The sequence below is a fragment of the Kribbella endophytica genome, assembly GCF_054781295.1.
Genome location: NZ_BAAGUR010000003.1, coordinates 385,004 through 407,902 on the forward strand (window position 1 = coordinate 385,004; position 22,899 = coordinate 407,902).

General features: G+C 70.4%; 25 protein-coding genes. 9 read left to right on the top strand and 16 right to left on the bottom strand.

Going from position 1 to position 22,899, the window contains the following annotated elements; translation table 11 throughout:
* Window positions 1–99 precede the first annotated feature (99 nt).
* Window positions 100–519 (top strand): DUF1844 domain-containing protein, encoded by a 420-nt coding sequence (locus ACYVIO_RS28035; protein ID WP_460653897.1) that lies wholly within the window; start codon window positions 100–102, stop codon window positions 517–519.
* On the opposite strand, the gene ACYVIO_RS28040 is transcribed toward ACYVIO_RS28035, so the two are convergent.
* The 5 genes from ACYVIO_RS28040 to ACYVIO_RS28060 all read right to left on the bottom strand — a co-directional run bounded on the left by ACYVIO_RS28040 (window position 516) and on the right by ACYVIO_RS28060 (window position 5,497).
* Complete coding sequence (locus ACYVIO_RS28040; RefSeq protein WP_460653898.1) at window positions 516–1,580, bottom strand: FAD-dependent oxidoreductase; 1,065 nt, start codon at window positions 1,578–1,580, stop codon at window positions 516–518. The genes ACYVIO_RS28035 and ACYVIO_RS28040 overlap by 4 nt on opposite strands.
* On the bottom strand, window positions 1,577–2,254 hold the full coding sequence (locus ACYVIO_RS28045; protein WP_460653899.1) for a TetR/AcrR family transcriptional regulator: 678 nt from the start codon (window positions 2,252–2,254) through the stop codon (window positions 1,577–1,579). The genes ACYVIO_RS28040 and ACYVIO_RS28045 overlap by 4 nt, the downstream gene beginning before the upstream one ends.
* A gap of 150 nt (window positions 2,255–2,404) precedes the next feature.
* Window positions 2,405–3,325 (bottom strand): carbohydrate ABC transporter permease, encoded by a 921-nt coding sequence (locus ACYVIO_RS28050; protein WP_460653900.1) that lies wholly within the window; start codon window positions 3,323–3,325, stop codon window positions 2,405–2,407.
* A complete protein-coding gene (locus ACYVIO_RS28055; RefSeq protein WP_344180018.1) occupies window positions 3,322–4,200 on the bottom strand; it encodes a carbohydrate ABC transporter permease in 879 nt (292 codons plus the stop codon). The genes ACYVIO_RS28050 and ACYVIO_RS28055 overlap by 4 nt, the downstream gene beginning before the upstream one ends.
* A 4-nt stretch (window positions 4,201–4,204) precedes the next feature.
* On the bottom strand, window positions 4,205–5,497 hold the full coding sequence (locus tag ACYVIO_RS28060) for an ABC transporter substrate-binding protein (RefSeq protein WP_460653901.1): 1,293 nt from the start codon (window positions 5,495–5,497) through the stop codon (window positions 4,205–4,207).
* A gap of 94 nt (window positions 5,498–5,591) precedes the next feature.
* Between ACYVIO_RS28060 and ACYVIO_RS28065 the strand changes: the two genes are divergently transcribed.
* Complete coding sequence (locus ACYVIO_RS28065) at window positions 5,592–6,608, top strand: LacI family DNA-binding transcriptional regulator (RefSeq protein WP_460653902.1); 1,017 nt, start codon at window positions 5,592–5,594, stop codon at window positions 6,606–6,608.
* 47 nt (window positions 6,609–6,655) lie between these two features.
* Complete coding sequence (locus tag ACYVIO_RS28070; protein ID WP_460653903.1) at window positions 6,656–7,822, top strand: glycoside hydrolase 5 family protein; 1,167 nt, start codon at window positions 6,656–6,658, stop codon at window positions 7,820–7,822.
* Between the two features lie 9 nt (window positions 7,823–7,831).
* On the opposite strand, the gene ACYVIO_RS28075 is transcribed toward ACYVIO_RS28070, so the two are convergent.
* Window positions 7,832–8,551 (bottom strand): TetR/AcrR family transcriptional regulator, encoded by a 720-nt coding sequence (locus ACYVIO_RS28075; RefSeq protein WP_460653904.1) that lies wholly within the window; start codon window positions 8,549–8,551, stop codon window positions 7,832–7,834.
* A 166-nt stretch (window positions 8,552–8,717) separates the two neighbouring features.
* Here ACYVIO_RS28075 and ACYVIO_RS28080 point away from each other — a divergent pair, with 166 nt between their 5' ends.
* Genes ACYVIO_RS28080 through ACYVIO_RS28090 form a run of 3 tightly spaced genes read left to right on the top strand, consistent with a single transcriptional unit; the run spans window position 8,718 to window position 12,345 of the window.
* The gene (locus tag ACYVIO_RS28080) at window positions 8,718–9,149 is read left to right on the top strand and encodes a DUF1707 domain-containing protein (protein WP_460653905.1); all 432 of its coding nucleotides are present in this window, start codon (window positions 8,718–8,720) and stop codon (window positions 9,147–9,149) included.
* Entirely contained in the window at window positions 9,149–9,889 is a 741-nt protein-coding gene (locus ACYVIO_RS28085; RefSeq protein ID WP_460653906.1) for an ABC transporter ATP-binding protein, read from the top strand. Before ACYVIO_RS28080 ends, ACYVIO_RS28085 begins: the two co-directional genes overlap by 1 nt.
* Entirely contained in the window at window positions 9,886–12,345 is a 2,460-nt protein-coding gene (locus ACYVIO_RS28090; protein WP_460653907.1) for an ABC transporter permease, read from the top strand. Before ACYVIO_RS28085 ends, ACYVIO_RS28090 begins: the two co-directional genes overlap by 4 nt.
* Here the strand turns inward: ACYVIO_RS28090 and ACYVIO_RS28095 are convergent.
* Complete coding sequence (locus tag ACYVIO_RS28095; RefSeq protein WP_460653908.1) at window positions 12,342–12,842, bottom strand: SseB family protein; 501 nt, start codon at window positions 12,840–12,842, stop codon at window positions 12,342–12,344. The two genes, ACYVIO_RS28090 and ACYVIO_RS28095, sit on opposite strands and share 4 nt — an antisense overlap.
* An 80-nt stretch (window positions 12,843–12,922) precedes the next feature.
* Between ACYVIO_RS28095 and ACYVIO_RS28100 the strand changes: the two genes are divergently transcribed.
* The 3 genes from ACYVIO_RS28100 to ACYVIO_RS28110 all read left to right on the top strand — a co-directional run bounded on the left by ACYVIO_RS28100 (window position 12,923) and on the right by ACYVIO_RS28110 (window position 15,362).
* Entirely contained in the window at window positions 12,923–13,429 is a 507-nt protein-coding gene (locus ACYVIO_RS28100; RefSeq protein WP_460653909.1) for a hypothetical protein, read from the top strand.
* Window positions 13,416–14,072, top strand: a complete 657-nt coding sequence (locus tag ACYVIO_RS28105; protein WP_460653910.1) for a uridine kinase family protein — start codon at window positions 13,416–13,418, stop codon at window positions 14,070–14,072. Before ACYVIO_RS28100 ends, ACYVIO_RS28105 begins: the two co-directional genes overlap by 14 nt.
* Before the next feature lie 399 nt (window positions 14,073–14,471).
* Window positions 14,472–15,362, top strand: coding sequence for an aldose 1-epimerase family protein (locus ACYVIO_RS28110; protein WP_460653911.1), 891 nt, complete (start codon window positions 14,472–14,474; stop codon window positions 15,360–15,362).
* A 51-nt stretch (window positions 15,363–15,413) separates the two neighbouring features.
* Here ACYVIO_RS28110 and ACYVIO_RS28115 read toward each other — a convergent pair whose 3' ends face one another.
* From ACYVIO_RS28115 to ACYVIO_RS28155, 9 genes are all read right to left on the bottom strand, one after another.
* Window positions 15,414–15,890: a PH domain-containing protein gene (locus tag ACYVIO_RS28115; protein WP_460653912.1), complete on the bottom strand. Its 477-nt coding sequence runs from the start codon at window positions 15,888–15,890 to the stop codon at window positions 15,414–15,416.
* Window positions 15,890–16,735: an ATP phosphoribosyltransferase gene (gene hisG, locus ACYVIO_RS28120; protein WP_460653913.1), complete on the bottom strand. Its 846-nt coding sequence runs from the start codon at window positions 16,733–16,735 to the stop codon at window positions 15,890–15,892. Before hisG ends, ACYVIO_RS28115 begins: the two co-directional genes overlap by 1 nt.
* A gap of 48 nt (window positions 16,736–16,783) precedes the next feature.
* Complete coding sequence (locus ACYVIO_RS28125; RefSeq protein WP_460653914.1) at window positions 16,784–17,047, bottom strand: phosphoribosyl-ATP diphosphatase; 264 nt, start codon at window positions 17,045–17,047, stop codon at window positions 16,784–16,786.
* 66 nt (window positions 17,048–17,113) lie between these two features.
* The gene (locus ACYVIO_RS28130; RefSeq protein ID WP_460653915.1) at window positions 17,114–17,464 is read right to left on the bottom strand and encodes a sec-independent translocase; all 351 of its coding nucleotides are present in this window, start codon (window positions 17,462–17,464) and stop codon (window positions 17,114–17,116) included.
* Window positions 17,465–17,702: 238 nt separating this feature from the next.
* Window positions 17,703–18,947, bottom strand: coding sequence for a S1C family serine protease (locus tag ACYVIO_RS28135; protein ID WP_460653916.1), 1,245 nt, complete (start codon window positions 18,945–18,947; stop codon window positions 17,703–17,705).
* 355 nt (window positions 18,948–19,302) lie between these two features.
* Window positions 19,303–20,382, bottom strand: a complete 1,080-nt coding sequence (locus tag ACYVIO_RS28140; RefSeq protein WP_460653917.1) for a sigma-E factor regulatory protein RseB domain-containing protein — start codon at window positions 20,380–20,382, stop codon at window positions 19,303–19,305.
* Between the two features lie 3 nt (window positions 20,383–20,385).
* Window positions 20,386–21,003 (bottom strand): anti-sigma factor family protein, encoded by a 618-nt coding sequence (locus ACYVIO_RS28145; RefSeq protein ID WP_460653918.1) that lies wholly within the window; start codon window positions 21,001–21,003, stop codon window positions 20,386–20,388.
* Entirely contained in the window at window positions 21,000–21,686 is a 687-nt protein-coding gene (sigE, locus tag ACYVIO_RS28150) for an RNA polymerase sigma factor SigE (RefSeq protein ID WP_460653919.1), read from the bottom strand. Before sigE ends, ACYVIO_RS28145 begins: the two co-directional genes overlap by 4 nt.
* Before the next feature lie 159 nt (window positions 21,687–21,845).
* The gene (locus tag ACYVIO_RS28155; protein WP_460653920.1) at window positions 21,846–22,067 is read right to left on the bottom strand and encodes a biotin/lipoyl-binding carrier protein; all 222 of its coding nucleotides are present in this window, start codon (window positions 22,065–22,067) and stop codon (window positions 21,846–21,848) included.
* Window positions 22,068–22,899: the final 832 nt, after the last annotated feature.

A 22,899-nucleotide genomic window follows, 5' to 3' on the forward strand; every position in this document is an offset into this window, starting at 1 on the left:
AGGTGGCCCTCCGCTTAGACTCGAACCGTTGGCGGCCCTGAACTATTCCGCTCAGGGGTCACCGTCAGACCGAGTCGGTCGCCATGTAAGAGTAACAGCATGACCGACCCGATCTCCACTTCGCCTGATGCCCCTGCCGACTCCCCCGCCGTGGAGGAGTCGCGGGTGGACCCGATGTCGACCGTCTCCCGCGACATCGCCGAGGTACCGAGCGTGGAGATCATCTCGACCGCGGCCCTGCACCTGATGAGCGCCGCCGCCGTCAACCTCGGCCTGGCCGAGGACCTGCCCGAGCACCAGGACCTCGACGAGGCCCGCTCGCTGATCGACGCCCTGGCCGGCCTGCTCGACGCCGCCGCCCCGAGCCTCGGCCACCACCACGCCGCTCCCCTGCGCGACGGGCTGCGTTCGCTCCAGCTCGCCTTCAAGGAAGCCTCCACCATCCCCGACGAGCCCGGCACCGGCCCCGGCGAGAAGTACACCGGCGAGGTCCACCCGAAGGCCTCCCGCCGCCGCTAGTCAGCCATCTGCGCGAAGAAGTCCACCGCGCCGTCCGGCGCGTTTGGGGCGAAGAGCAGACCCATGTTGGCGGCGGACCCAGCTGCCGCCTCCTCGCTGCGGGGGAAGAGCAACTGCTCGTACTGCGTGAGCGCGGCTTCGGTGTCGTCGCGGTGCTCGAGCAGGGCTGCGGCCAGGTCGGCGGCATCGAGGAGCGCGAGGTTCGCGCCTTCTCCGGCGAACGGCGACATCAGGTGAGCGGCGTCGCCGAGCAAGGTGACGCCGGGGACGCGCGGCCAGCGGTGGCCGATCGGCAGAGCGTGGATCGGGCGCGACACGAGCGGACCGTCGGCGGATCGGATCAGGTCGAAGAACCGCTCGTCCCACCCGGCGAACTCGGCCAGCAGTTCGTCCTTGCCGGTCGGCGCCTCGCCCTCGGGAAGCCGCAGCGCGACGTACACGTGCAAACGGTCGGGCTCGCGGTGCGCGAGGAATCCACGGTTGTTGCCCAGAGCAAACATCATGCCGTCGCCGATCAGGTCGGCGGCATCGCGGTGCTCGCCGATCAGATCCAGCTCGACGAACGACAGGCCTTCGTACGCCGGAAGCGCGGGCGACACGAGCGGCCGCACCTTCGACCAAGCACCGTCCGCACCAACCACCAGACCTGCAGTGACAACAGATCCGTCAACCAGTGTTAGCCGGCCAGCGGTGACCTCGGTGACCTTCGAGCCCCACCGGATCGTCCCCTCCGGCAGGCTGTCGATCAGCAGGTTCCGTAGATCCCGCCGATGCACCTCCGGGCGACCGGTCCCGCCCTTGTCCTCGTGCCGTAGTACGGCGTACCGGTCGTAGATGCGCATCGCCTCCCCGCCGGGATGGACGAGCCGCTCGAACCCGTCGTACAGGCCGGCCGCGCGCAGCGCGACCTGACCGGAGTCCTCGTGGATGTCGAGCATGCCGCCCTGCGTGCGGGCGTCCGGCGACGCGTCGAGCTCGTAGATCGTCGCCTCGACGCCGTTCACATGCAGGATGCGGGCCAGCATCAAGCCACCGAGCCCGGCTCCGACGATTGCGATCATGGCGTTCCTTCCGGCCGTGGAGTGTCGCGCACTCCGTTGATCAGGACGCGGAGTCCCCACGTCAGTCGCGCTTCCCCCGGACCGGAGAGCAGGTCCTCCCCGTGCGCCGCGAGCTGCGGGTGTACGCCTGGGTCCACCGCGCGAAGCCTCTTCGTCAGCGGGTCCCACTCACCCGGGTCCTTCTCACCGGCGTGCTCGGCCGCCGACGCGGTCACGAACTGCAGCAGCAGGTCGATCCCCCACGCCGCCCGGTCCTTCGCCACGCCGCCTTCGTCCAGCAGCGCCAGCAGCGTTTCGATGAGATCCAGGTAGTTCGGCCCCGACGGCCGCGCCACGAGCGCCGCCTGCGCGAGCTCGGGGTACTCCATCAGCACACCCTCGTACGACGTCAGCACCGCTTCCAGCCGCTCGTGCCAGTCCCCCGCCGTCGGCGTGAGCTCGACAGACCCGAGCAGCTCGTCCAGTACGGCGGCATGCAGCTCAGCCGTGTTCCGCACGTAGACGTAGAGCGAGGCCGCGCCCGTATCCAGCTCGTCCGCCAGCCGCCGCATGGTCACGCGCTTCAACCCCTCGGCCCGCACCAGCCCGACCGCGGTCCGCACGATCCCGTCCCGCGTCAACGCCGCCTTCGCCGGCCGCTCCCGCCGACTTCGCGGCTCCCTGTCCTCAGTCACCCTCCGACCATAACGAACATGTTCGCTCCGAACAAGTTCGTAACGAACATGTTCGGCAGATCACCGAAGGCAGCCCCGGCCGCGCACGGCGACCGGGGCTGAGGCTTCGGGCAGGTCGGCGCTTGCACCGCCCTGCCGTCGTACGGCGTACTAGCCCTTGACCGCGCCTTCCTCGACGCCCTTGAAGAAGAAGCGCTGGAGGGTGGCGAAGACGATCACGATCGGGATGAAGGCGATCATCGTGCCGGCGGCGATCAGGCGGGGGTTGTTGCTGAAGGTGCCGGACAGGTACTGCAGGCCGACGGTCAGCGTGTACTTGTCGGGGTCGGTGAGCACGATCAGCGGCCAGAGGAAGTCGTCCCAGGCGCCGATGAAGGCGAAGATCGCGACCACGCTGATCGTGCCGCGGACGCTCGGCAGCGCGATGTAGCGGAAGCGCTGCCAGACGTTCGCGCCGTCGACGATCGCGGCCTGGTCGACCTCGAGCGGGAGCGAGCGGAACGCGTTGTACATCAGCAGCACGTTCAGCGCGCCGATCATGCCGGGCAGCGCGACGCCGAACAGCGTGTTGGCCAGACCGAACTCCCGGACCGTCACGTACTGCGAGATGATCGTGACCTCGCCCGGCAGCACCAGCGTCGCCAGGAACAGCCCGAGCACGAGCTTGCGGCCCTTGAACTGCAGCCGCGACAGCGCGAAGCCGGCCAGCGACGACCCGATGATGTTGCCTCCGACAACCAGTACGGCGACTTGCAGCGAGTTCCGCATGTAGTCCCAGACCGGGATGGTGTCGGCCACCGCGCCGTAGTGGTCGAGCGTCGGCTGGGCCGGCAGCAGCCGCGGGATCCGGGTGTAGATGTCCTCGCCGGATCCCTTCAGCGACGTGGACAGCTGCCACAGGAACGGCCCGATCGTGATCAGCAGCACGAACACGAGCAGGACGTAGCGGACGACCTTCTCGGTCGGCGACATCGCGTTGAAGCTGAAGGTGCCGCGCTTGCGCTTGCGTTCCGGCGTACCGGGTTCGTCCGGTACGGCGACCGGCCGGGCCGGATCGGTGACCACACTCATGCGTCCGCCGCCTTCCGGTTGAGCCGGGCCAACGCCAGCATCGGTACGACGGTGACGAAGAAGAGCACGATCGACAGCGCGGACGCGTAGCCGAGGTTGCCCTCGAAGCCCTGGCTGTACTGCTGGATCAGCATCACCACCGACGAGTCGCGACCACCCGGACCGCCGTTGCCACCACTGAGGATGAACAGCTCGGAGAAGACCCGCAGGGCCGACACCGAGATCAGGATCGCGATCAGGATCATCGTTCCCCGGACGCCGGGAATCGTGATGTTCGTGAACCGCCGGAACGCACTGGCCCCGTCGACCGCGGCCGCCTCGTGCAACTCACGGCCGACGTTCCCGAGCGCGGCCAGGTAGATGATCATGTAGTAGCCGAGCCCCTTCCAGATCGTCAGGCTGATCGCGCTGAACAGCAGCAACCACTGGTCGGACAGGAACGGCAGCGGGCCGGAGATCACGCCGAGCTTCTCGGCCATCCCGTTGACCAGGCCGCGGTCGTCGAGGATCCACTGCCAGATCAGCGCGACGACGACCGCGGACGCCACCACCGGCGTGTAGAAGGCGGTCCGGAAGAACGTGATCCCGGGCAGCTTCTTCTCGACCAGGACCGCCAGCGCCAACGGCACGATCGTCAGGAACGGCAGGCAGACGATCATGTAGATCACGCTGTTCAGCAACGCGTAGCGCAGCTGCTCGTCGTGCAGCAGGGCCTCGAAGTTCTTCAGTCCGACGAAGGTCCCGCCGCCGATCGGCCTGGCGTTGGTGAACGACAGGATCACGGTGTTGATCGACGGCCACAGGTTGAACACCAGCAACCAGGCGAGTGCCGGGACGACCAGCACCCACGGGGAGAACCACCGGTGGTAGCGCATCGCGTTACGGGGCGAGCAGCTGGTCGGCCTTGGCGACCGCGGCGTCGAGCGCCTTCTGCGAGGTCACCTTGCCCGAGATCGCCAGCGAGATCTGCTGGTTGATGAAGTCGTTGGTCGCGCCGCTGATCACGGCCGGCTGCAGCGACTTGGCCTTGGCCAGCGACTCGAACGCGAGCACCTTGGCGTCGCTCTCCGGCGTACCGTCACTCTTGGAGAAGTACGGGTCGTTCGCGGACGCCTTGGTGGACGGGAAGATGTTCACGATCTTGGCGAACGCGGCCTGGTTCTCGGCGTTGGTGACGAACTTGGCCAGCGCGATCGCGGCGGCCTGGTTCTTCGACTTGGCCGAGACCGACAGCCCCTGCACGTACAGCGGCGGGGTGTCCAGGGCCGGCGACGGGACGACCTTGCCCTTCAGCGACGGGTTGTCCTTCTGGAAGTCCACGATCGCGTTGCCGCCACCGGTGGTCCAGGCGACCTTGCCCTGGGTGAAGAGCTTGGAGTTGCCCAGGTACTCCTGCGTGAGGATGTCGCGCGGCAGGTAGCCGTTCTTGTAGGCGTCGGCGTACTTGTCCAGCAGGGCGACGGCCTCGGGGGTGTTGAAGGTGAACTTCTTGCCGTCGTCGCTGAGGATCTTGACGCCGGCGTTGGTGAAGTCGCCGATGCCGGGCAGCCGGCTCATCAGGTACTCCTTGCCGCCGGACTTGTCGTGCACCACCTTGGCGGCCGCGAGCAGCTCGTCGAAGGTCTTCGGCGGGTTCTTCGCGTCCAGACCGGCCGCGGCGAACTTGGTGGAGTTCCAGTAGTCGATGTCGGTGTTCAGGTACCAGGGGTAGCCGAACGTCCCCTCGACACCCTGGTACTGGTACGCCGTGACGCCGCCCTCGACGTAGTCGGTCTTCACGGCCGGGTCGGCCGCGGCGACGTCGAGCAGCAGGCTCTGCTTGGCCAGCGGGAGCGCGAACTCCGGCGGCAGGTTGGTCACGTCGGGCAGCTGACCGGCCGACGCCTGGCTCAGCACCTTCTTGTCGTACCCGTCGCCCGGCTGGTCGAGCCAGGTCACCTTGGTGCCGGGGTACTTGGCCTCGAAGGCCTTGATCACGCCTTCGACGTACGAGGTGAACTTGGGCTTCAGCGCCCAGGTCTGGAAGCTGACCTCACCGGTCACCTTCGCGTTCGCGTCGACGGTCGGCTGGGCGCCGGACGAGGACTCCTCGGACGAACCGAGGCCACAGCCGGCCAGGGTGAGCGCCGCGACGGCGAGTGCTGCCACCGGGGCGAGACGACGACTACGCATGGAATTCTCCTGAAGTGATAAACCGGTATAGCTCCTGCACTATCCACATCGTAGAATCCGCTGTCAAGGGTGGGGACCGACCAGGAGGTGGCCGATGGCCAGACCGACGATCGCGGACATCGCGGACCGCGCGGGCGTGTCCAAGGGTGCGGTGTCGTTCGCACTGAACGGGCGGCCCGGGGTGAGCGAGGCGACGCGCGCGCGGATCCTGGCGATCGCCGAGCAGATGGCGTGGCGGCCGCACAGCGCGGCTCGCGCGCTCGGCGCTTCTCGGGTCGACTCGGTGGGGTTGGTGATCGCTCGGCCCGCACGGACGCTCGGGGTGGAGCCGTTCTTCGCGCACCTGGTGTCGGGGCTGCAGTCCGGGCTGTCGGCGCACTCGATCTCGCTGCAGCTGCTGATCGTCGAGGACACCGAGGCGGAGATCGAGGTGTACCGGCGGTGGAACTCCGAGCACCGCGTCGACGGGGTGATCCTCGTCGACCTGACCGTGCGGGACCCGCGGATCGACGAGCTGAAGGCTTTGGAGCTGCCGGCCGTGGTGATCGGTGGGCGCGGTGGCAAGGGCAACCTGCCGTCCGTGTGGGCGTCCGACCGGGACGCGATGCTCGCCGTGGTGGAGTACCTGGCCGCGCTCGGGCACCGGCGGATCGCGCACGTCGCCGGTACGCCGAACTTCCAGCACACGCAGCGGCGGATGCGCGCGCTACGCGACGCGGCGCCACGACTCGACCTGCTGGAGGCGCCGTCGCTGGCCACGGACTTCAGCGACGCGGAGGGCGCGGCCACGACGCGCAAGCTGCTGTCGCAGGCGGTCCGGCCGACCGCGATCGTCTACGACAGCGACGTGATGGCCGTCGCCGGCCTCGGCGTCGCGATGGAGATGGGCGTCTCGGTCCCCGGCGAGCTGTCGATCGTCGCCTTCGACGACTCGATCCTCACCCAACTGATGCACCCGGCCCTGACCGCACTGTCCCGAGACACCTTCGAGTTCGGCCGCCAGGCGGCGGAGGTGCTCCTCGAGGTCATCGCCGACCCAACAGCCAGCATCAACCGCCGCACAGCAGACCCGGTCCTGACGGTCCGAGAGTCCACCGCTCCCCCGGCCTGACCCCGCGCTGTTTGCCCGATCCTCTAAACCGTTTTAGCATCATCCACATGCTCTCGGATCCCGCCACGCCCCGGTTCGGCGCGAACTACGTTCCCTCGGCCGGCTGGTTCTACAGCTGGCTGGACTACGACCCGGCGGCGGTCCGCCGGGACTTCGCCGACCTGGCCGGGATCGGGCTCGACCACGTGCGGGTGTTCCCGATCTGGCCGTGGATCCAGCCCAACCGCGCGATCATCCGCGAGGCAGCGATCGACGACCTGCTGGACACGATCGACGCGGCCGCCGAGCACGGGCTGACCGTCTCGGTCGACCTCATCCAGGGGCACCTGTCGAGTTTCGACTTCCTGCCGTCGTGGGCGCTCACCTGGCACAAGGCCAGCCTGTTCGAGGACGCAACCGTGCGCGACGGCCTCACGGCGTACTGCGAGAAGGTCGCCGCCGCGGTCGCCACACGGCCGAACGTCTTCGCGATCACCCTCGGCAACGAGGTCAACAACCTCTGGCCCGACAGCACGACCACGCCCGAGGCCTCGACCGCCTGGGCGCAGGAGCTGCTGACCACGGTGAAGAAAGCGGCTCCGGACGTCCTGGCGTTGCACTCGGTCTTCGACGACGCCTGGTACAAGCCGGACCACCCGTTCAGCCCGGTCGACGTGGTCGACCTGGGTGAGCTGAGCACCGTCCACTCGTGGGTGTTCAACGGGGTCTCTCGAGTGGACGGGCCGCTCGGCCCGGCGACCCTCACGCACGCCGACTACCTGGTCGAGCTGGCCGCCGCGACCTCGCTGGACCCGGCCAGGCCGGTCTGGCTGCAGGAGATCGGCGTACCGGGTCCTGACATCCCGGCGGACCTGCAGGCTGAGTTCGTACGCCGTACTGTCGAGCAGGTCGTGCACAACCCGGCCCTGTGGGGCATCACCTGGTGGTCGTCCCACGACATCGACCGCAAGCTGCTGGACTTCCCGGACCGTGAGTACGACCTCGGGTTGTTCACCGTCGACCACCAGCCCAAGCCCGCGGCGACCGCACTGGCCGAGGCGATCGCGGAGATCCGCGCCGGCGGCGTCCACTCGACCGAGCCGACCACGCTCACGGCGCCGTACAACCTCCGCACCGACCTCCACCGGCGCGCGGAGATCGCCCCGGGCAGCCCCTTCCACCTCCAGTGGGTCGAGGCCCGCGCCCAGGGCCCGGTCCGCATCGCCCTGCCCTAGGCCGGTCGATCAGGCCTTCCGGTCGATCAAGACCTGGATGCCGTCCAGGATCCTCGTCAGGCCGAACTCGAGGTCGTCGTCGAGCTCGTCCTCGTACTCGTGGTTCGTGTAGAGCTTGGTGAGCATCGGGTAGTTGCCTGCGACCAGGCGTGGCACGAGGAAGGCGCCGACGTGCTCGGCCTGGACCGGGACCTGCTCGCTGGCGGCGAGCTGGCGGGCCAGGGTGGCGTAGCTGCGGACGTAGCCGTCGAGCAGGACGACGCAGCCGAGGTTGTCGTGCATGCTCAGGCCGGTCGAGTCGAGTGACTGCAGCAGAGCCTCGACCCAGCTGAGCAGGTTGGGCGTGGCCGGGGCGCCGCGGATCGGGAAGTCGAGCATCCACGGGCGTGCGGCGTACTTGGCGACCTGGGCATTCACCCACGCGGTCGCGCCGGTGCGCCAGTCGCCGGTGCCGAGGTCGGGCGCCGGGCCGAAGGCGGTCTCCTGGACCAGGACGAGCAGCTCGTCCTTGGAGCGTACGTAGCGGTACATGGCGTTCGTGGTGACGCCGAGCTGGGCCGCGATCTTCTGCAGCGAGATCGCCTCGAAGCCGTGCCGGTCGCCGAACTCGATGCCGGTGGCCACGATCTGCTCGACGCTCAGCGCCGGCTTCGGCCCACGCCGCTGGACCGGCAGCACGCCCCAGGACAGGGCGAGCCCCGGCGGCAGCTGGGTCCGGTCGTCACTCACAGGCACCATCCTGGCTCAGATCGGACCGCCAACCGAGCCTCACGGCCGGATTGGGGTGCTAGCTCCACCCCCGAGACGGGACCCAGAACCCTCCGCCTGAAACTGTTCAATCCCTACGCTATTTCGTGTCGGACCGATCCACCGGTCCGCTACGAAGGAGCCTCAGATGAACACCATGACCGCGACCCTCGGCCCGCTGCTCTCCCCCGACGAGCTGGCGCTGACCGACACCGACCGGCGCGCCGCGCACGAGAAGATCGACTGCGCCACCCGGCTCGGCGGACTGTCGCCGCTGCAGGCCGCTGACCGGCACGACCTGGTCGGCGTCGCCCGGACCCGCGGCGAGCTGCGGCAGGTCTTCGACGGCCTACCCGACGCCGTACCGCCGTACGGGCTGACGCTGGCGCTGCGGATCGCGACCGTCGGTTGGCTGGCGGTCTGTGCGATCCAGTTCGTCGTCTGGCTGACCCTGGCCGTCTTCGGTCACTTCGACGGCCCCTGGTGGCTCTGGTCCGACCTCGGGCTGGGCGCTGCCGTCGGCGTCCTGTGGTGGACCAACGAGTCCTACCACCGCAAGTCCCAGCTGCGGGCCCTCTGATGTCCGCACCGGTTCAGCTGACCGACGTCCGCAAGGTGTACGGCACCGGTCCCGGTGCCGTCACCGCCCTCGACGGAGTCAGCTACGGCTTCGCCGAGGGCTCGTTCACCGCAGTGATGGGCCCGTCCGGGTCCGGCAAGAGCACCCTGCTGCACTGTGCCGCCGGACTGGACTCCCCGTCAGCTGGTGAGGTCCACCTGGCCGGTACGGCGTTGCGCGGGCTCAACGAGACCGCCCTGACCGAGCTGCGCCGGGAGCACGTCGCCTTCGTCTTCCAGGCCTTCAACCTGATGCCGGCACTGACTGTGCGGCAGAACGTCGTACTGCCACTCACGCTGGCCGGGCAGCGCCCCGACAAGGCGTGGGTCAACGAGGTGATCCAGCGGGTCGGCCTGGCTGACCGCACCAGGCACCGGCCGGGTGAGCTGTCCGGCGGCCAGCAGCAGCGGGTGGCTATCGCCCGGGCACTGGCCGGCCGCGCCGCGATCACCTTCGCCGACGAGCCCACCGGCGCGCTGGACACCCAGACCGCCGGTGACGTGCTCGCACTGCTGCGCGACCAGGTCCGTGCGATCGGGCAGACCGTCGTGATGGTCACGCACGATCCGGTCGCCGCGTCGTACGCGGACACCGTCGTCTTCCTGGTCGACGGCCAGATCGTGTCCCAGATGCCGTCGCCGACCGCCTCGTCGGTCGCGGCCGAACTCGCCCAACTCTCCCGCCTGAAGGTGACCCGATGATCCGGCTCGCACTGTCCAGCCTGCGCTTCCGTACGGCGGCGTTCCTGGCGATCTTCGTCGCGGTGCTGCTCGGCAGCTCGCTGATGGCCGCCGCCGGCGGTCTGCTCGAAACCGGCCTGCGGCTCAACGCGGCGCCGCAGCGCCTGGCCGAGGCGCCGATCGTGGTGACCGGGCGGCCGGCGTACCACCCGCCGAACGGGAGCGGCTCGGTGGCGTATCCCGAACGGCACGCGGTCTCCTCGGCGCTGACTGCCGAGCTCGCCGGTACGACGGGAGTCGCGAAGGTTGTTGCGGACGTCTTCGTCCCGGCTGCCGTGGCGCCGGGCGACGAGCTGAACGGGCACGGGTGGGCCTCGGCCGCGCTCACGCCGTACAAGCTGATCGGCGGGCGGGCGCCCGCGGTCGGTGAGGTCGTGCTGGATCGGCGGCTGGTCGGCTCGGCGCAGGTCGGGTCACCGGTTGCCGTTGTGGTGAAGGGAGAGCCGCGCGACTTCGTGCTCGCCGGTGTTGCCGAGGGCGCTGTCGACGTACCGGCGATCTTCTTCAACGACCGGCAGGCGCGCGAGCTGTCGCCGCGGCCGGGGATGGTCGACGCGATCGGGGTCTTTCCGGCCGCGGGGGTGCCGGTGAAAGGCCTGGCCGAGCAGCTCGACCTGCCGACCGGGGTGGTGGCGCTGACCGGCGACGAGCGCGGCGCGGCCGAGTTCGCGGGGATCGCGACGAGTCTGCCGCTGATCATCCTGTCCGGGGTGTTCGGTGGGATGGTCGCAGTCGTGATGGCGCTTGTGGTGTCCGCGACGATCGGGCTGTCGGTCCGGCAGCGGCGTCGCGAACTGGCCCTGCTGCGCGCGAGCGGAGCGACGCCTGGTCAGGTGCGGAAGATGGTGGTCACCGAGACGATGCTGGTGTCGTCGATCGCGCTGGTGCTCGGGCTGCTCCTCGGGCGCACTGCGGGCGAATGGATCTTCGGGATGCTGAGCGGCGGCGGGATCGTGCCGGCGGCGCTGCGGTTCGACCAGGGCGTGCTGCCGTTCGCGGGAGCGGCCTTGCTGACGCTGGTGATTCTGCGGGTGACGGTCGGGATCGCGGCCGGGCGGGCGGCACGGATCCGGCCGATCCAGGCGCTGGCCGAGGCTCTGGTGCCGCCGGTCGCTATTGGGCGGGTGCGGATGATCATCGGTGCGGTGTTCGCGGCCGGGACGGTCGGGATCGGGGTGTCGACGATCTTCATGAGCCCGGCCGACGCCGCGGCGATCGGTGGACCGGCGGTGCTGACGGGGTCGATCGCGGTCGCCGTCCTGGGGCCGCTGGTGATCCGTCGGGCGCTGACGCCGCGAGTGACGGAGTTCTTGTCGTCGCGCGGTCCGACGGGGGCGCTCGCGGTGATCAACCTGCAGGTCCGGGCGGTGCAGTTCGCGGCGATCCTGGTGCCGATCGTGCTCGCGTCGGCGATTGCCTTGGGCAACATCTACGCGCAGACGACGCAGCAGAAGGCGGCGGTCGAGGCGTACACGGACAACCTGTACGCCGATGTGGTGGTGACTGACACGGGCGGGTTGCCGGGTGGGGTGGTCGAGGCTGTTCGCCGTACAGAGGGTGTGTCGGCGGCGTCCGAGCTGGTCCGGAGCAAGGGGTGGATCGAGGAGCCGTACGACAGCTCGCACACCAGCGATCCGTGGCCGCTGCTCGGGGTGAACGGGCCGGTGTACAAGGGGAAGGTGAAGGCCGGGTCGCTGGACGACCTGACCGGGGAGACGGTGGCGCTGCCGCCTGGGGTCGCTCGGAAGCTGAAGGTGGACGTCGGTTCGGAGATCGGGTTGAGGCTCGGGGACGACGCGCTGGTCAAGGTGCGGGTGGTGGCGCTGGCGGAGGGAACGTCCGGGTACGAGTCGTTGCTGCTGCCTTCGGCGTTGCTCGCGGCGCACACGTCGACCGGGTTGCCGTCGCAGGTGCTGGTCCGTACGTCGTCGCCTGAGAAGGTCTTGGCGGCGCTCGACCTCGGGAAGTGGCCGGGGGCAACTGCCGGTGAGCGGGAGCTGCTGGGTGCGGGCTTCGACACCGGGCTCGGGGTGGACGCGTGGATCGCCTACCTGCTGGCGGGGATCGCGATCGCGTACACCGCGATCGCCTCGATCAACACCATCGCCGTGGCGGTGCTCGACCGGCGCCGGGAGTTCGGCCTCCAACGCCTGACCGGCTCGACGCGACGCCAGGTCCTGCGCATGCTCTACCTCGAGCACCTGGTGATCGCCGCGCTGGGCCTGGTGCTCGGCCTGATCGCGGCCGCCTTCACGGTCCTCCCGATCGCCATCGCCACGCGAGGCTGGCCGATCCCGTCAGGCCCGTGGTGGATCGGGGTGGCCTGGGTGGCGGTGGTCCTGCTCCTGGTCCTGCCCACCACAGCCGTCACCAGCCGGTTGGCCATGAAGGGCAAACCGATCGACGCAGTTGTCTAGTCGGTGGGGTGGACCCAACCGAAGCCGCCGTCTTCCAGGCGTACGACCTGGAGGCCGGCGGCCAGGCGCTGGACGTCCTCGGTCTCGATGACGCCAGGCGCGGGGCCCGCCACGTCGAGCACGATGGCCGAGACGCCTTCCTGTACGGCGGCGGTGGCGACCAGCTGCGTCTGGGCGGGCATCGGGCGGGCCTCGGGGCTCCAGCGGGCCAACGCGTCGGTGCTGGTGAACGCGAGCAGCGCGTTGCGGCCGTCCTGGCCCTGGAGAAGGGCCACCGCCATGTCGGAGCTCTTGTCGTGAGCCAGCCCCTGCTCGTCGTGCTCGACCTCGCCGAGCATGGCGACGACCGGCACCAGCAGCCTGGCCGTGGTCAGCGCGTGCAGGATCGCGCCGAGGTCCCGCTGGGCGAGCGCCTCGGCCAGGGCGGCGTCCGCCGTACCGTCGTCGTTGTCGAACCCGGTGAAGGCCAAGCGTTTATCCGGCTGCACGCTCACCATTGTCCCCGGACGCCGGTTTCAGGGTGTGCTCAGGGCTCTTCCCGGCTTGGTTCCGCGCATCTCTGTGCGAGCCTGGGTGTGTGCCTGACTTCAATGATCTGACGCTGCTGCCGTTCTGTGCGGGTCTCACCCTGCTCGGCCTGATCGGCTCGTGGGCTGCCTGGCGGCGCCGCGGGGCGGCGGCCGGCGTACGAGGTGTCGCCTGGTCCCTGCTGCCGGTCTCGCTCTACCTGACCGGCCTGCTGGAGCTGGTCTGGGACGTCGTGCGCTCGGCGGTCAGCTGGGTCACGCACCTGATCTTCTCCCCCACGGTGTGGGCCGGGGCGGCGCTGTTCGGCGTCTCCGTGGTCCTGTACGTCGTGTCCGGTGTGGCCAAGGGCCGCCGGAGCCCCGCGGCGGAGAAGCCGGCCACGACGAAGCCCACGGCCGCCGCCGGTGAACTGACCAGCACCGGACCGGCCCCCGCCTCGGCCTCCGCCCCTGCCACCAAGCCGGCCAGAGCCCCGAAGGGGGCCAAGGCGAGCAAGCAGGAGTCGTCGGAGTTCGACGAGATCGAGGACATCCTGAAGCGCCATGGAATCAACTGACAGCCCCACCACGCTGACCGTCGACAGCCTGCTGGACCACGTCCAGGGCAGCCCGGCGCGACTCGGCCGGACCCGCCTGATCGGCGTCGACGGTCCCGCCGGTTCCGGCAAGAGCACCCTGGCCGCCCGATTCGCCGCGCGTGCGGAGGCGCGCGGACTCCGCTGCCAGGTGCTCCACATGGACGACCTGTACGACGGCTGGGACGGCGCCGTCCGCGGCTTCGGCCTGCTGCGCGACCACGTGCTGCAGCGGATCGCCGACGGCCGCGAGGGCCGGTACCGGCGCTACGACTGGATCCAGGGCGCGTACGCCGAGCTGCACGTCGTACCGACCACCCTCGACCTGCTGATCGTCGAGGGCGTCACCTCCTGCGACCGCGACGCCGACCACTGGCAGTCGCTGCGGATCTGGATCGAGACCAGCAACGAGGTCCGCCTCGACCGCGGCATCGAACGCGACGGCGAACCGCTCCGCGACCGCTGGCTCGACTGGATGCGCTGGGAACGCGACCACTTCGCCGTCCAGCACACCCGCGACCGGGCCCACGTCATCGTCGACGGCAACCCGACCCTCCCCCACGACCCCGACACCGAACTCGTCACCAAGTCGGTCCACCTCACCCACGACTCCGCCGCTTCCTGAATCAGAGGGGTGGTGGGGTGGGGGGAGAAGCCGGGCACCCCCGAGGCGAGCACGCTTCGCGCGCCGCCAAGTCCCCGCTCCCGCACGGCTGCCGGTCCGCGCACACGCCCGCTCGATTCTCCCGCGACGCGCTCCTCGTGCCGCCGAGTCCCCGCTCCCGCACGGCTGCCGGTCCGCGCACAACGCCCGCTCGATCCTCCCGCGACGCGCTCCTCGTGCCGCCGAGTCCCCGCTCCCGCACGGCTGCTGGTCCCCACACGCACCCGCCCGATTCACCACCGCCCGCACGGCCGGCGGCCCCCACCCGCCCAGTCCCCGGTCCCCTTGTCCCGCGCATTGTGACGAAGCCGAAGACGAGACGGGCTCCGCTGCGGGCGTGCTTCGGGTGAGGATGGTGGCATGAGCGTTTTGCCATCAGGGGAGCAGTGGACCATTCGTGCGGGTGAGTACGCCGGGACGGTGGTGAGTGTCGGCGGTGGGCTGCGCGGGCTTGCGTACGGCGAGCGCGAGGTGCTCGTCGGGTACGGCGAGGACGAGGCGGCGCACGCCGGGATCGGGCAGCACTTGTTCCCCTGGCCCAACCGGATCACCGATGGCAAGTACACCTTCGGCGGCGCGGACCAGCAGCTTCCGCTGAGCGAGCCGACCAGGGCGAACGCCATCCACGGCCTGACCCGCTGGGCGAACTGGGAGCGGATCGACGACGGCCTCGACGAGTCACTGGTCGAGGTCGCGTACCGCCTGCACGGCCAGCCGGGGTACCCGCACCAGCTCGACCTAGCGCTCACCTACCGGCTCGACGCGGAGACCGGCCTGACCGTCACCGCGTCGGCGACGAACATGGGGCCCAGCGCAGCGCCGTACGGGTATGGCACTCACCCGTACCTGACCGTCGGCCGGCAGCTCGACGAGTGCGAGCTGGAGTTCCGCGCCGATCAGTGGCTGGAGGTCACCCCGGATCGGCTGACCCCGGTCGGCAAGCGGCCGGTCGCCGGCTCGGACTTCGACTTCGGGACCGCGCGGAAGATCGGCGGGCTCGACATCGACAACGCGTTCACCGGGCTGCCGAGCGGCTGGGTCGTCACGCTGATCGACCCTGCCAGCGGCAACCGCGCCGTACTGAGCGGTGACACCGGCTGGCTGCAGCTCTACACAGGCAACGCGATCGGCCGCGTCGGGCTGGCCGTCGAGCCGATGACGTGCCCGCCGGACAGCTTCGTCACCGGCGAGGACCTGGTCGTGCTCGAGCCCGGCGACGAGCACAGCACGACGTTCGCGGTCAGCGTCTAGCCCGTACGGCGGCGCGCGGCGGCGAGCAGGCCTGCTGTCGCGCGCCTGCGCCTAGGACGTCTGCGTGCCAGCCCCGTGAGCGCGAGCGACGGCGGCGAGCTCCTTCGCCGCCGCTGTCGCGCGGACGCCCTCGGACGCCTGGATCGCGAGGATCCCGAGCCGGTTGTCGTCGGTGTCGTACATCTGCAGCCACGGGTCGCCGGCGGTGAAGCGCAGCACCTTCACGTCGCTCCACGGGTACGAGTACGACTTGAAGACGTTGCGCACCCGCAGCCCATCGGCGTACGCCGTGACCCGGACGGTGGCCATCCGGTAGAGCAGGTACAGCACCGTGCCGAAGAACGCGATCAGCGTCAGCCGCTGGAAGAGCGTGAACGTCGCCCGCGACTCGTCCGGCAGCCGGAACCAGATCACCCCGAAGACCGCGAAGATCGACAGCGCCATCGCCGTCGTCACCGCCGCGACGATCCGCGGGTGGAAGGTGAACAACGGGGTGACGCCGGTCACGAGCGACTCCGGGGTGGCCATCAGATCCGGGCTGCGTGGATGTCGGTGGTCAGGATCGCCCGGGCGCCGACGTCCCAGAGCTGGTCCATGATCTTCTGTGCGTCGGCCCGGAGCACCATCACGCGGACGGCGACCCAGCCTTCGCGATGCAACGGCGACACCGTCGGCGACTCCAGACCCGGGGTCAGCGCGTTCGCTGCCTCCACGGACTCGGCCCGGATGTCGTAGTCCATCATCACGTAGTTGCGCGCGACCAGGACGCCTTGCAGCCGCCGTACGAGCTGCTGCAGACCGGCCGGCTGGTCGACGCCGTGGCGGGTGATCAGCACCGCCTCCGACGTCAGGATCGGCTCGCCGAACACCTCGAGGCCCGCCTGGCGCAGCGTCGTACCGGTCTCGACGACGTCGGCGATCACGTCGGCCACGCCGAGCTGCACGGCGGACTCGACCGCGCCGTCGAGCTTCACCACGGACGCCTCGACGCCGTTCTCGGCCAGGTGGTCGGACAGGATGCCGGCGAACGACGTCGCGATCCGCTTGCCCGCCAGGTCCTTCACGGAGTCCGCGACACCGGGCCGTCCGGCGAACCGGAAGGTCGAGCCGCCGAAGCCGAGCTCCATCAGGATGTCGTCGTCGGCGTGCGAGTCGAGCACCAGGTCACGGCCGGAGATGCCGACGTCGAGCGTGCCCTCCCCGACGTACACGGCGATGTCACGGGGGCGCAGGTAGTAGAACTCGACCTCGTTCGCGGTGTCGGTCAGCGCGAGGTCCTTGGTGGTCCGGCGCTGCTTGTAGCCGGCCTCGGTCAGGATGGCGGTGGCGGCCTCGCTCAGCGAGCCCTTGTTCGGTACTGCGACGCGCAGCATGGGGGTAGGCCTTTCGGAAGAGGTGGTCCCGGAATCCGCAGTGACTCCCTACAGATGTCGGTACACGTCGTCGAGGTCCAGGCCGAGCGCGTGCATCATCACCTGCGCGTGGTAGAAGAGCTGGCTCAGCTCCTCGGCGGCCCGGTCCTTGCCCTCGTGCTCGGCGGCCATCCAGGACTCGGCGGCCTCCTCGACCAGCTTCTTGCCGATCGAGTGCACGCCGGCGTCCAGCGCGGCCACGGTGCCGGATCCCTCCGGCCGGGTCAACGCCCTCTCGCCGATCTCGGCGAACAGTTCCTCAAAGGTCTTCATCGCGAGCCCAGCCTAGAGGGCGACCGGTGACGCCGGGTCAACAGGTCTCGTCCAGCGGGACGAAGCTCAGGTGGATTCCGGGTCGTACGGCGCGCGCTGACCGGCCGGGAGCCGCTGTACGGACTCCATCAGGTCGCTGGAGTTCGAGACCGGCTTGTCCTCGTCGTAGTCGTCGTCCATGCCGTCGAGCAGGTGCTTGCGCACGAAGCTGCGCGGGTTCAGATCCCGTACGTCGAGGTCGGCGAACTCCGGGCCGAGCTCGTTGCGCAGGTCGTTCTGGGCGTTGTTCACCAGTTGGCGCACCTGGCGCAGCAGGCGGCCCGCCGTCCGGGCGAACTCCGGCAGCCGGTCCGGCCCGAACAGCAGCACGGCGACGATGGCGATCACGACGAGCTCGAGCGGCCCGATGCCGAACATGTCCCCACCTTCTCCGGTCGTTCCCCAGTCCGCAGACAGGGTAGCCCGCGTGCGGTCAGCGCGTCGGGCGGGTCAGCCTCTGGTCGGCGGAGTCCCGCCAGGTTTCCTTCCCGGATTCCTGCCGGTCGACTCCTGGTCGCCGTGCCTTGTCCGGTTCCGGCCTGGTGGCTTGGCCGGTTCCGGCCGTACGGCGTACCAAGTCTTCGGTGCCGTCGGCGGTCCGGATGGCCCGCTGGGCTCACCCGGTCTGCTGACCGAGCGTGATGTTGGCCTGCCGCGGGCGGCCGGCGCGCTGGTAGTCGAGCTTCACGGTCTCGCCCGGCCGGTGCGTGCGGATCGCCACGATCAGGCCTTCGGCGGTGTCGACCGGCTGGTTGTTGATCGAGGTGACGACGTCACCGGTCCGTAGTCCGGCCTGCGACGCCGGCGAGCCCGCCGTCACGTCCGTGACCCGCGCGCCGCCCTCGAACCGCATGTCCACGTTCGCCCCGATCACCGGGTACGACGCCTTGCCGCTGGCGATCAGCTGCTGCGCCGTACGGCGAGCCTGATCGATCGGGATCGCGAACCCGAGCCCGATGTTGCCGCTGCTGCCTTCCTCGGCGCCGCGCACGGTGGCGATCGCGGAGTTGACGCCGATCACCCGCGCGTTCATGTCGGCCAGCGGGCCGCCGGAGTTGCCCGGGTTGATCGCGGCGTCGGTCTGCAGCGCGTTGATGTAGGAGATCTCGCCCTCGCCGCCGGCGGTGACCGGGCGGTTCTTGGCCGAGACGATGCCGGAGGTGACCGTGCCGGCCAGGCCGAGCGGCGAGCCGATCGCGACGACGTCCTGCCCGACGACCGCCTGGTCGGAGCGGCCGAACTGGACAGCCGGAGCGTCGATCCCGACCACCTGCACGACCGCCAGGTCGTACGCCGGGGAGCGGCCGACCAGGCGAGCCGTCGCGGCCTTGCCCTGCTGCGTGACGACCTGGATCGAGCCGCCGTTGGCCGCGGCCGAGACGACGTGGTTGTTGGTCAGGATGTGCCCGGAGGTGTCGATCACGAAGCCCGAACCGGTCGCGCTGCTGTCGTCGGCGCCTTCGACCTTGAGCTGGACGACGCTCGGCAGCAGGGCCTGCGCGACCGCGGAGACGCTGCCGCTGCGGATCTTCGGGTCGGCGCCGTTGCCGATCGCCGGCCCGGGCTGGTCGACGATCGGGTCGGGGCGGTCCAGCGCGACGACGGTCGCGGCCGCACCGGCACCGGCGATGAGCGCGACGATCAGCGAGACGATCGCCGCGATCAGGATCGTCCGGTTGCCGTTGGGGTTCTTCGGCGGCTGGGACGGGGTGTACGCCCGCGCCTGCTGCTGGTGCCAGTCGAGCGGCGGCGGAGGCACGTACGTCGGCTGCGGCTGCGTCGGCCACGCCTGCCCTTGGTACACGGGCCGGAACCCGGGATCCCCCGACTCAGGCCGTCCCCCGAAGCTCCGCTGAGTCATCGACCGCTCAGCCTGCCGGTACGCCGCGTCACCACCCGGAGATGCCAACGGCGCACTCCCGTTCTGCGCAGGAGGCGTCAAAGCGGAAACAGCAGGATTGGCCAGGGGCGTCGGACCAGGAGCACCCAGCGCGTCCGCGCCGGAGGCGCTGGACTCCGGGGACGCGGCCCCTCCTCCCCTCCCCTCATCCGGGGCAGGCGGGGGCACCACAGGACCGGCGGTGGGGACCGGGCGGGTCCGTTCCGCGTCCTGTGGGGTTCTTACTGTCGGCTCGGCGTCGTCCCAGCTCACGGTGGCCGCCTCACGTCGTCGTTTGTCTCGTGGAGGGAGCTGCAGGAGACACTCCCAGCTTCGATTATCCCAGCTTCCACGAGAGCGCACTCATCGGAGTGAGCCACGTCGCGATTCGGGCCAGTCCAGTACCCATCCGCTGCACCGGTGTCACCTTCGCCGGCACCTCGTGCGGGAACGCCTCCACGACCCGCGCGAGCACGTCCGCGGGCAGGTCGCCGACGAGCGTGTAGACGATCCCGCCCGACGACCACACGGCGTACGACGGCATGCCGTACCGCACGTGCACGCCCGGCGTACCGGTCGTGCCGTACCCGGCGACAGCCTTCGGATCGAGCGCTCCACGCTGCTGGAACAGCGACACGTTGAACAGCCCGTCGGAGTACGAGAACTGCAGCACCCCGGCCGCCGTGTCCTGGTGCAGGTCGTACAGCTCCAGCGAGTTCGGCAGCTCGCTCGTACAGGTCCAGCCCTGCGTCCGCAGCCCGTCGACCCCGCTGAGTCCCATCGAGTCCGACCCGCCCGGCAGCATCGGCGGCAGGTGCCCGAGGAACTCGCCGTTCTCGATCTCCAGGTCGGTGAACACCGTCGCCCGCACCAGCGCCTTGCCGTCCGCACCGAACAGCTGCCGCTGCAGCAGCAGCCCCGTCGCCTGGTCGATCCAGAACCGCGCGGCGAGCGTCTGGTCGTCCCGCAGGGCATCCACCAGTACGGCGGCCCGCCCGATCGTGTCCGTGCAGCAGCGGTAGACCAGCTGGTACGTCGCCTTGAGCAACGCGAGCGGTCCGCCGTCCACAGCCGGGCTGTGCCCCTCGGTGGCCCGCTGCACGAACGACTTGGCGTCGGACGAGCTGGAGCCGACCAGACTGATCTCCGACCCCTGCGACGCCGCGTGCACGATGTCGAGCATCGCCGAGCTCGAGCCCTGCGGTCCCCACGAGGTGACGATCTGAGTGCCGTGGTACGAGATGTGGTCCGGCGCGGCAGCAGCCCGCTCCAGCCAGCTGACCGCCTGCGGCACGTCCTCGCGAGGAGCAGCCGGGGCGGGCGCAGCTGTAGCGGGCAGGGGCAGGCCGATGCCGATCAGGACAGTGCTGACCAACACCGCGAGCCGGGCAGGGCCGACCAGCCGGGTAGTGCTCACAGGTCAGCGCCCGCTCAGAGCCACCGGCTGCAGCGTCGGGCTCAGCCCGGCGTACCCAGTCCCGTTGTAGGAGTTGAAGAAGGCCACTGGGTCACCGAACGGGCTCCCACCCGCAGTGGCCGCGTGGTCGGCCGAGAAGCTGGCCACCGGAGGGGCCAGCACCGGCGGCTGCTCGGTGCCCCGCGCCGGGTCGCCCAGCACGAACGCCGTCCCCAGCAGGGACGCCACAGCAGCGGCAGACCCAGCAGCACCCAGTACGCCGGTACGTCGGCGCGACCGCGGCGTCGTCGTACGGGCAGCCGGCCTGGTCGCACCGGTCCGGGCGGCCGGGAACGCCGAGCGCTGCGGGCTGAGCGTGACAGCCGGCGTGAGCACCGGCCGCACCTCTTCGCGCGGCTCGAGCGAGAACGCGGGCACGCCCATCAGGCGCTGCATCAGGTCGGTCGACGGCTCCGGAGTCTCCAGGGCCGACATCTGCGCCTTCAAGCGGCGCTGGGCGTCGACCTCGGCGCGGCAGGAGTCGCAGCAGACCAGGTGGCTCAGCACCCGGTCGCGTGAGTCGTGGTCGAGCTCGCCGTCGACGGCGGCGCTCAGCTTGTCCAGCGGATGCTGCACGGTCATCGGTCGTCACCTCCACCGGCAAGGGGCCCGTCGGCTGGCGGGCCGCTGACACGGGAGTGGCCGGTCCGGGGCGCGCGGTGCTCGAGGTGCTTGCGCAGCATCGAGCGGCCGCGGTGGATCCGGCTCCGGACGGTGCCGAGCTTGACGTCCAGCACCGCCGCGATCTCGTCGTACGTCATGCCTTCGATGTCGCACAGCACCACGGCCGCGCGGAAGTCCTCCGGCAACGCGTCCAGCGCGTGCTGGACGTCGTGGTCGAACTGGTCCTGGTCGAGCTTCTCGGCCGGACCGCTGCCCTTGGCCGGCAGCCGGTCGTGCGCGTCCTCGGGCAGCCCGTCGAAACGGATCCGCTGCTTGCGGCGGGCGCCGTCCAGGAACAGGTTGGTGGTGATCCGGTACAGCCAGCCCTCGAACGTGCCCGGCGTGTAGCTCGACAGCGACCGGAAGACCCGGACGAAGACCTCTTGGGTCAGGTCCTCGGCGTCGTGCTTGTTGCCGGTCAGGCGGTAGGCCAGCCGGTAGACGCGCGCCGAGTGGGTCCGGACGATCTCGTCCCACGACGGCAGCACGTCGGGCTGGGTCTGCGGGAGCGGCTGGGGGGCCAGGGCAGGCACCACGGAGGTGTCGACCGGCTTCACGGCAACGCCTCCCTGGGTCCGCTCGGCAACGAGTGTGACCACCATGGTGCCGTGTTCACCGTCCTCTGCGCACGTCGGGGACACCCGGGCTGAACCCTGAGATGCCGGTACGACGGTCCAACGGCGCGCGTGGACGGGAAGTTCCCGGTGATCACTTGTCCCTCAGTAGACGCCACAGCAACCGCGATCGGTTGACCGGGTGACCTATTTCTCCTCGATCACGGCGATCGGGTCCCCGTCGCGAACCACTTCTCCCTCGCTCACCTTGAACTCGGTGATCGTCCCGGCCACCTCCGCCAGCACCGGAATCTCCATCTTCATCGACTCCAGAATCACCAAGGTGTCCTGCGGCCCGACACTGTCCCCGGCCTTGGCGGTGATCTTCAAAACATTCGCCACCAGCTCCGCCACCACGGTGTGACTCACGAGCACTCCTCCATCGCCGGCATCAGATTGCCGATCCTAGTGCGCACCACCCACCCCCGATCCCCGCGCCCGTCACCGCCAACCGCCGCCCGCCGCCCGCCGCCCGCCGCCCGCCGCCCGCCGCCGGCCGCACCTGACCACGTCCGCCACCGCAGCACCCCCGCCACCTCGACCCCCAACCACCGCCCACCCCCACCGCAGCACCCCACGGCGCCGGTCGCCACCCACGCAGCCCCGCCGGCAACCACCCCGGATCCCTCACCGCAGCGCTCCGCCAACCCGCCCGAAACCACGGCGCCGGTCGCCACCCACGCAGCGCCCCGCCCGCAACCACCGCGGATCGCTCACCGCAGCGCTCCGCCACCCCGCCCGCAACCACGGCCCCTGGCCGCAGCACCCCAACCGCCCCGGCCGCAGCAGCCCCGCCCACAACCACCGCCCAGCCCCCATCCCCCCGGCCGCAACCACCGCCGATCCCCCGCAGGCAGGCCGCCGGGCCCCTCGCCCCACCACCGTCGCCGCTCGCCCACCGGCCCGCGGCCCGACATCCAGAGCCGCAGGCACGCCACCGGCCTCTCCGCCCACGGCGCTCACGGCCCGCCCCTCCACACCCGCCCCGAACCCCACGGCCACAGGCTGACCGCCAGCCTCTCGCCCCACCCCGCTCGCCGCACGCCCACCACCCCCGACCCCATCCAGGACCACAGCCAGACCGCCGGATCTCCGCCCCACGGCGCTCACGGCCCGCCCTCCACACCCGCCCCGAACCCCACGGCCACAGGCTGACCGCCAGCCTCTCGCCCCACCCCGCTCGCCGCACGCCCACCACCCC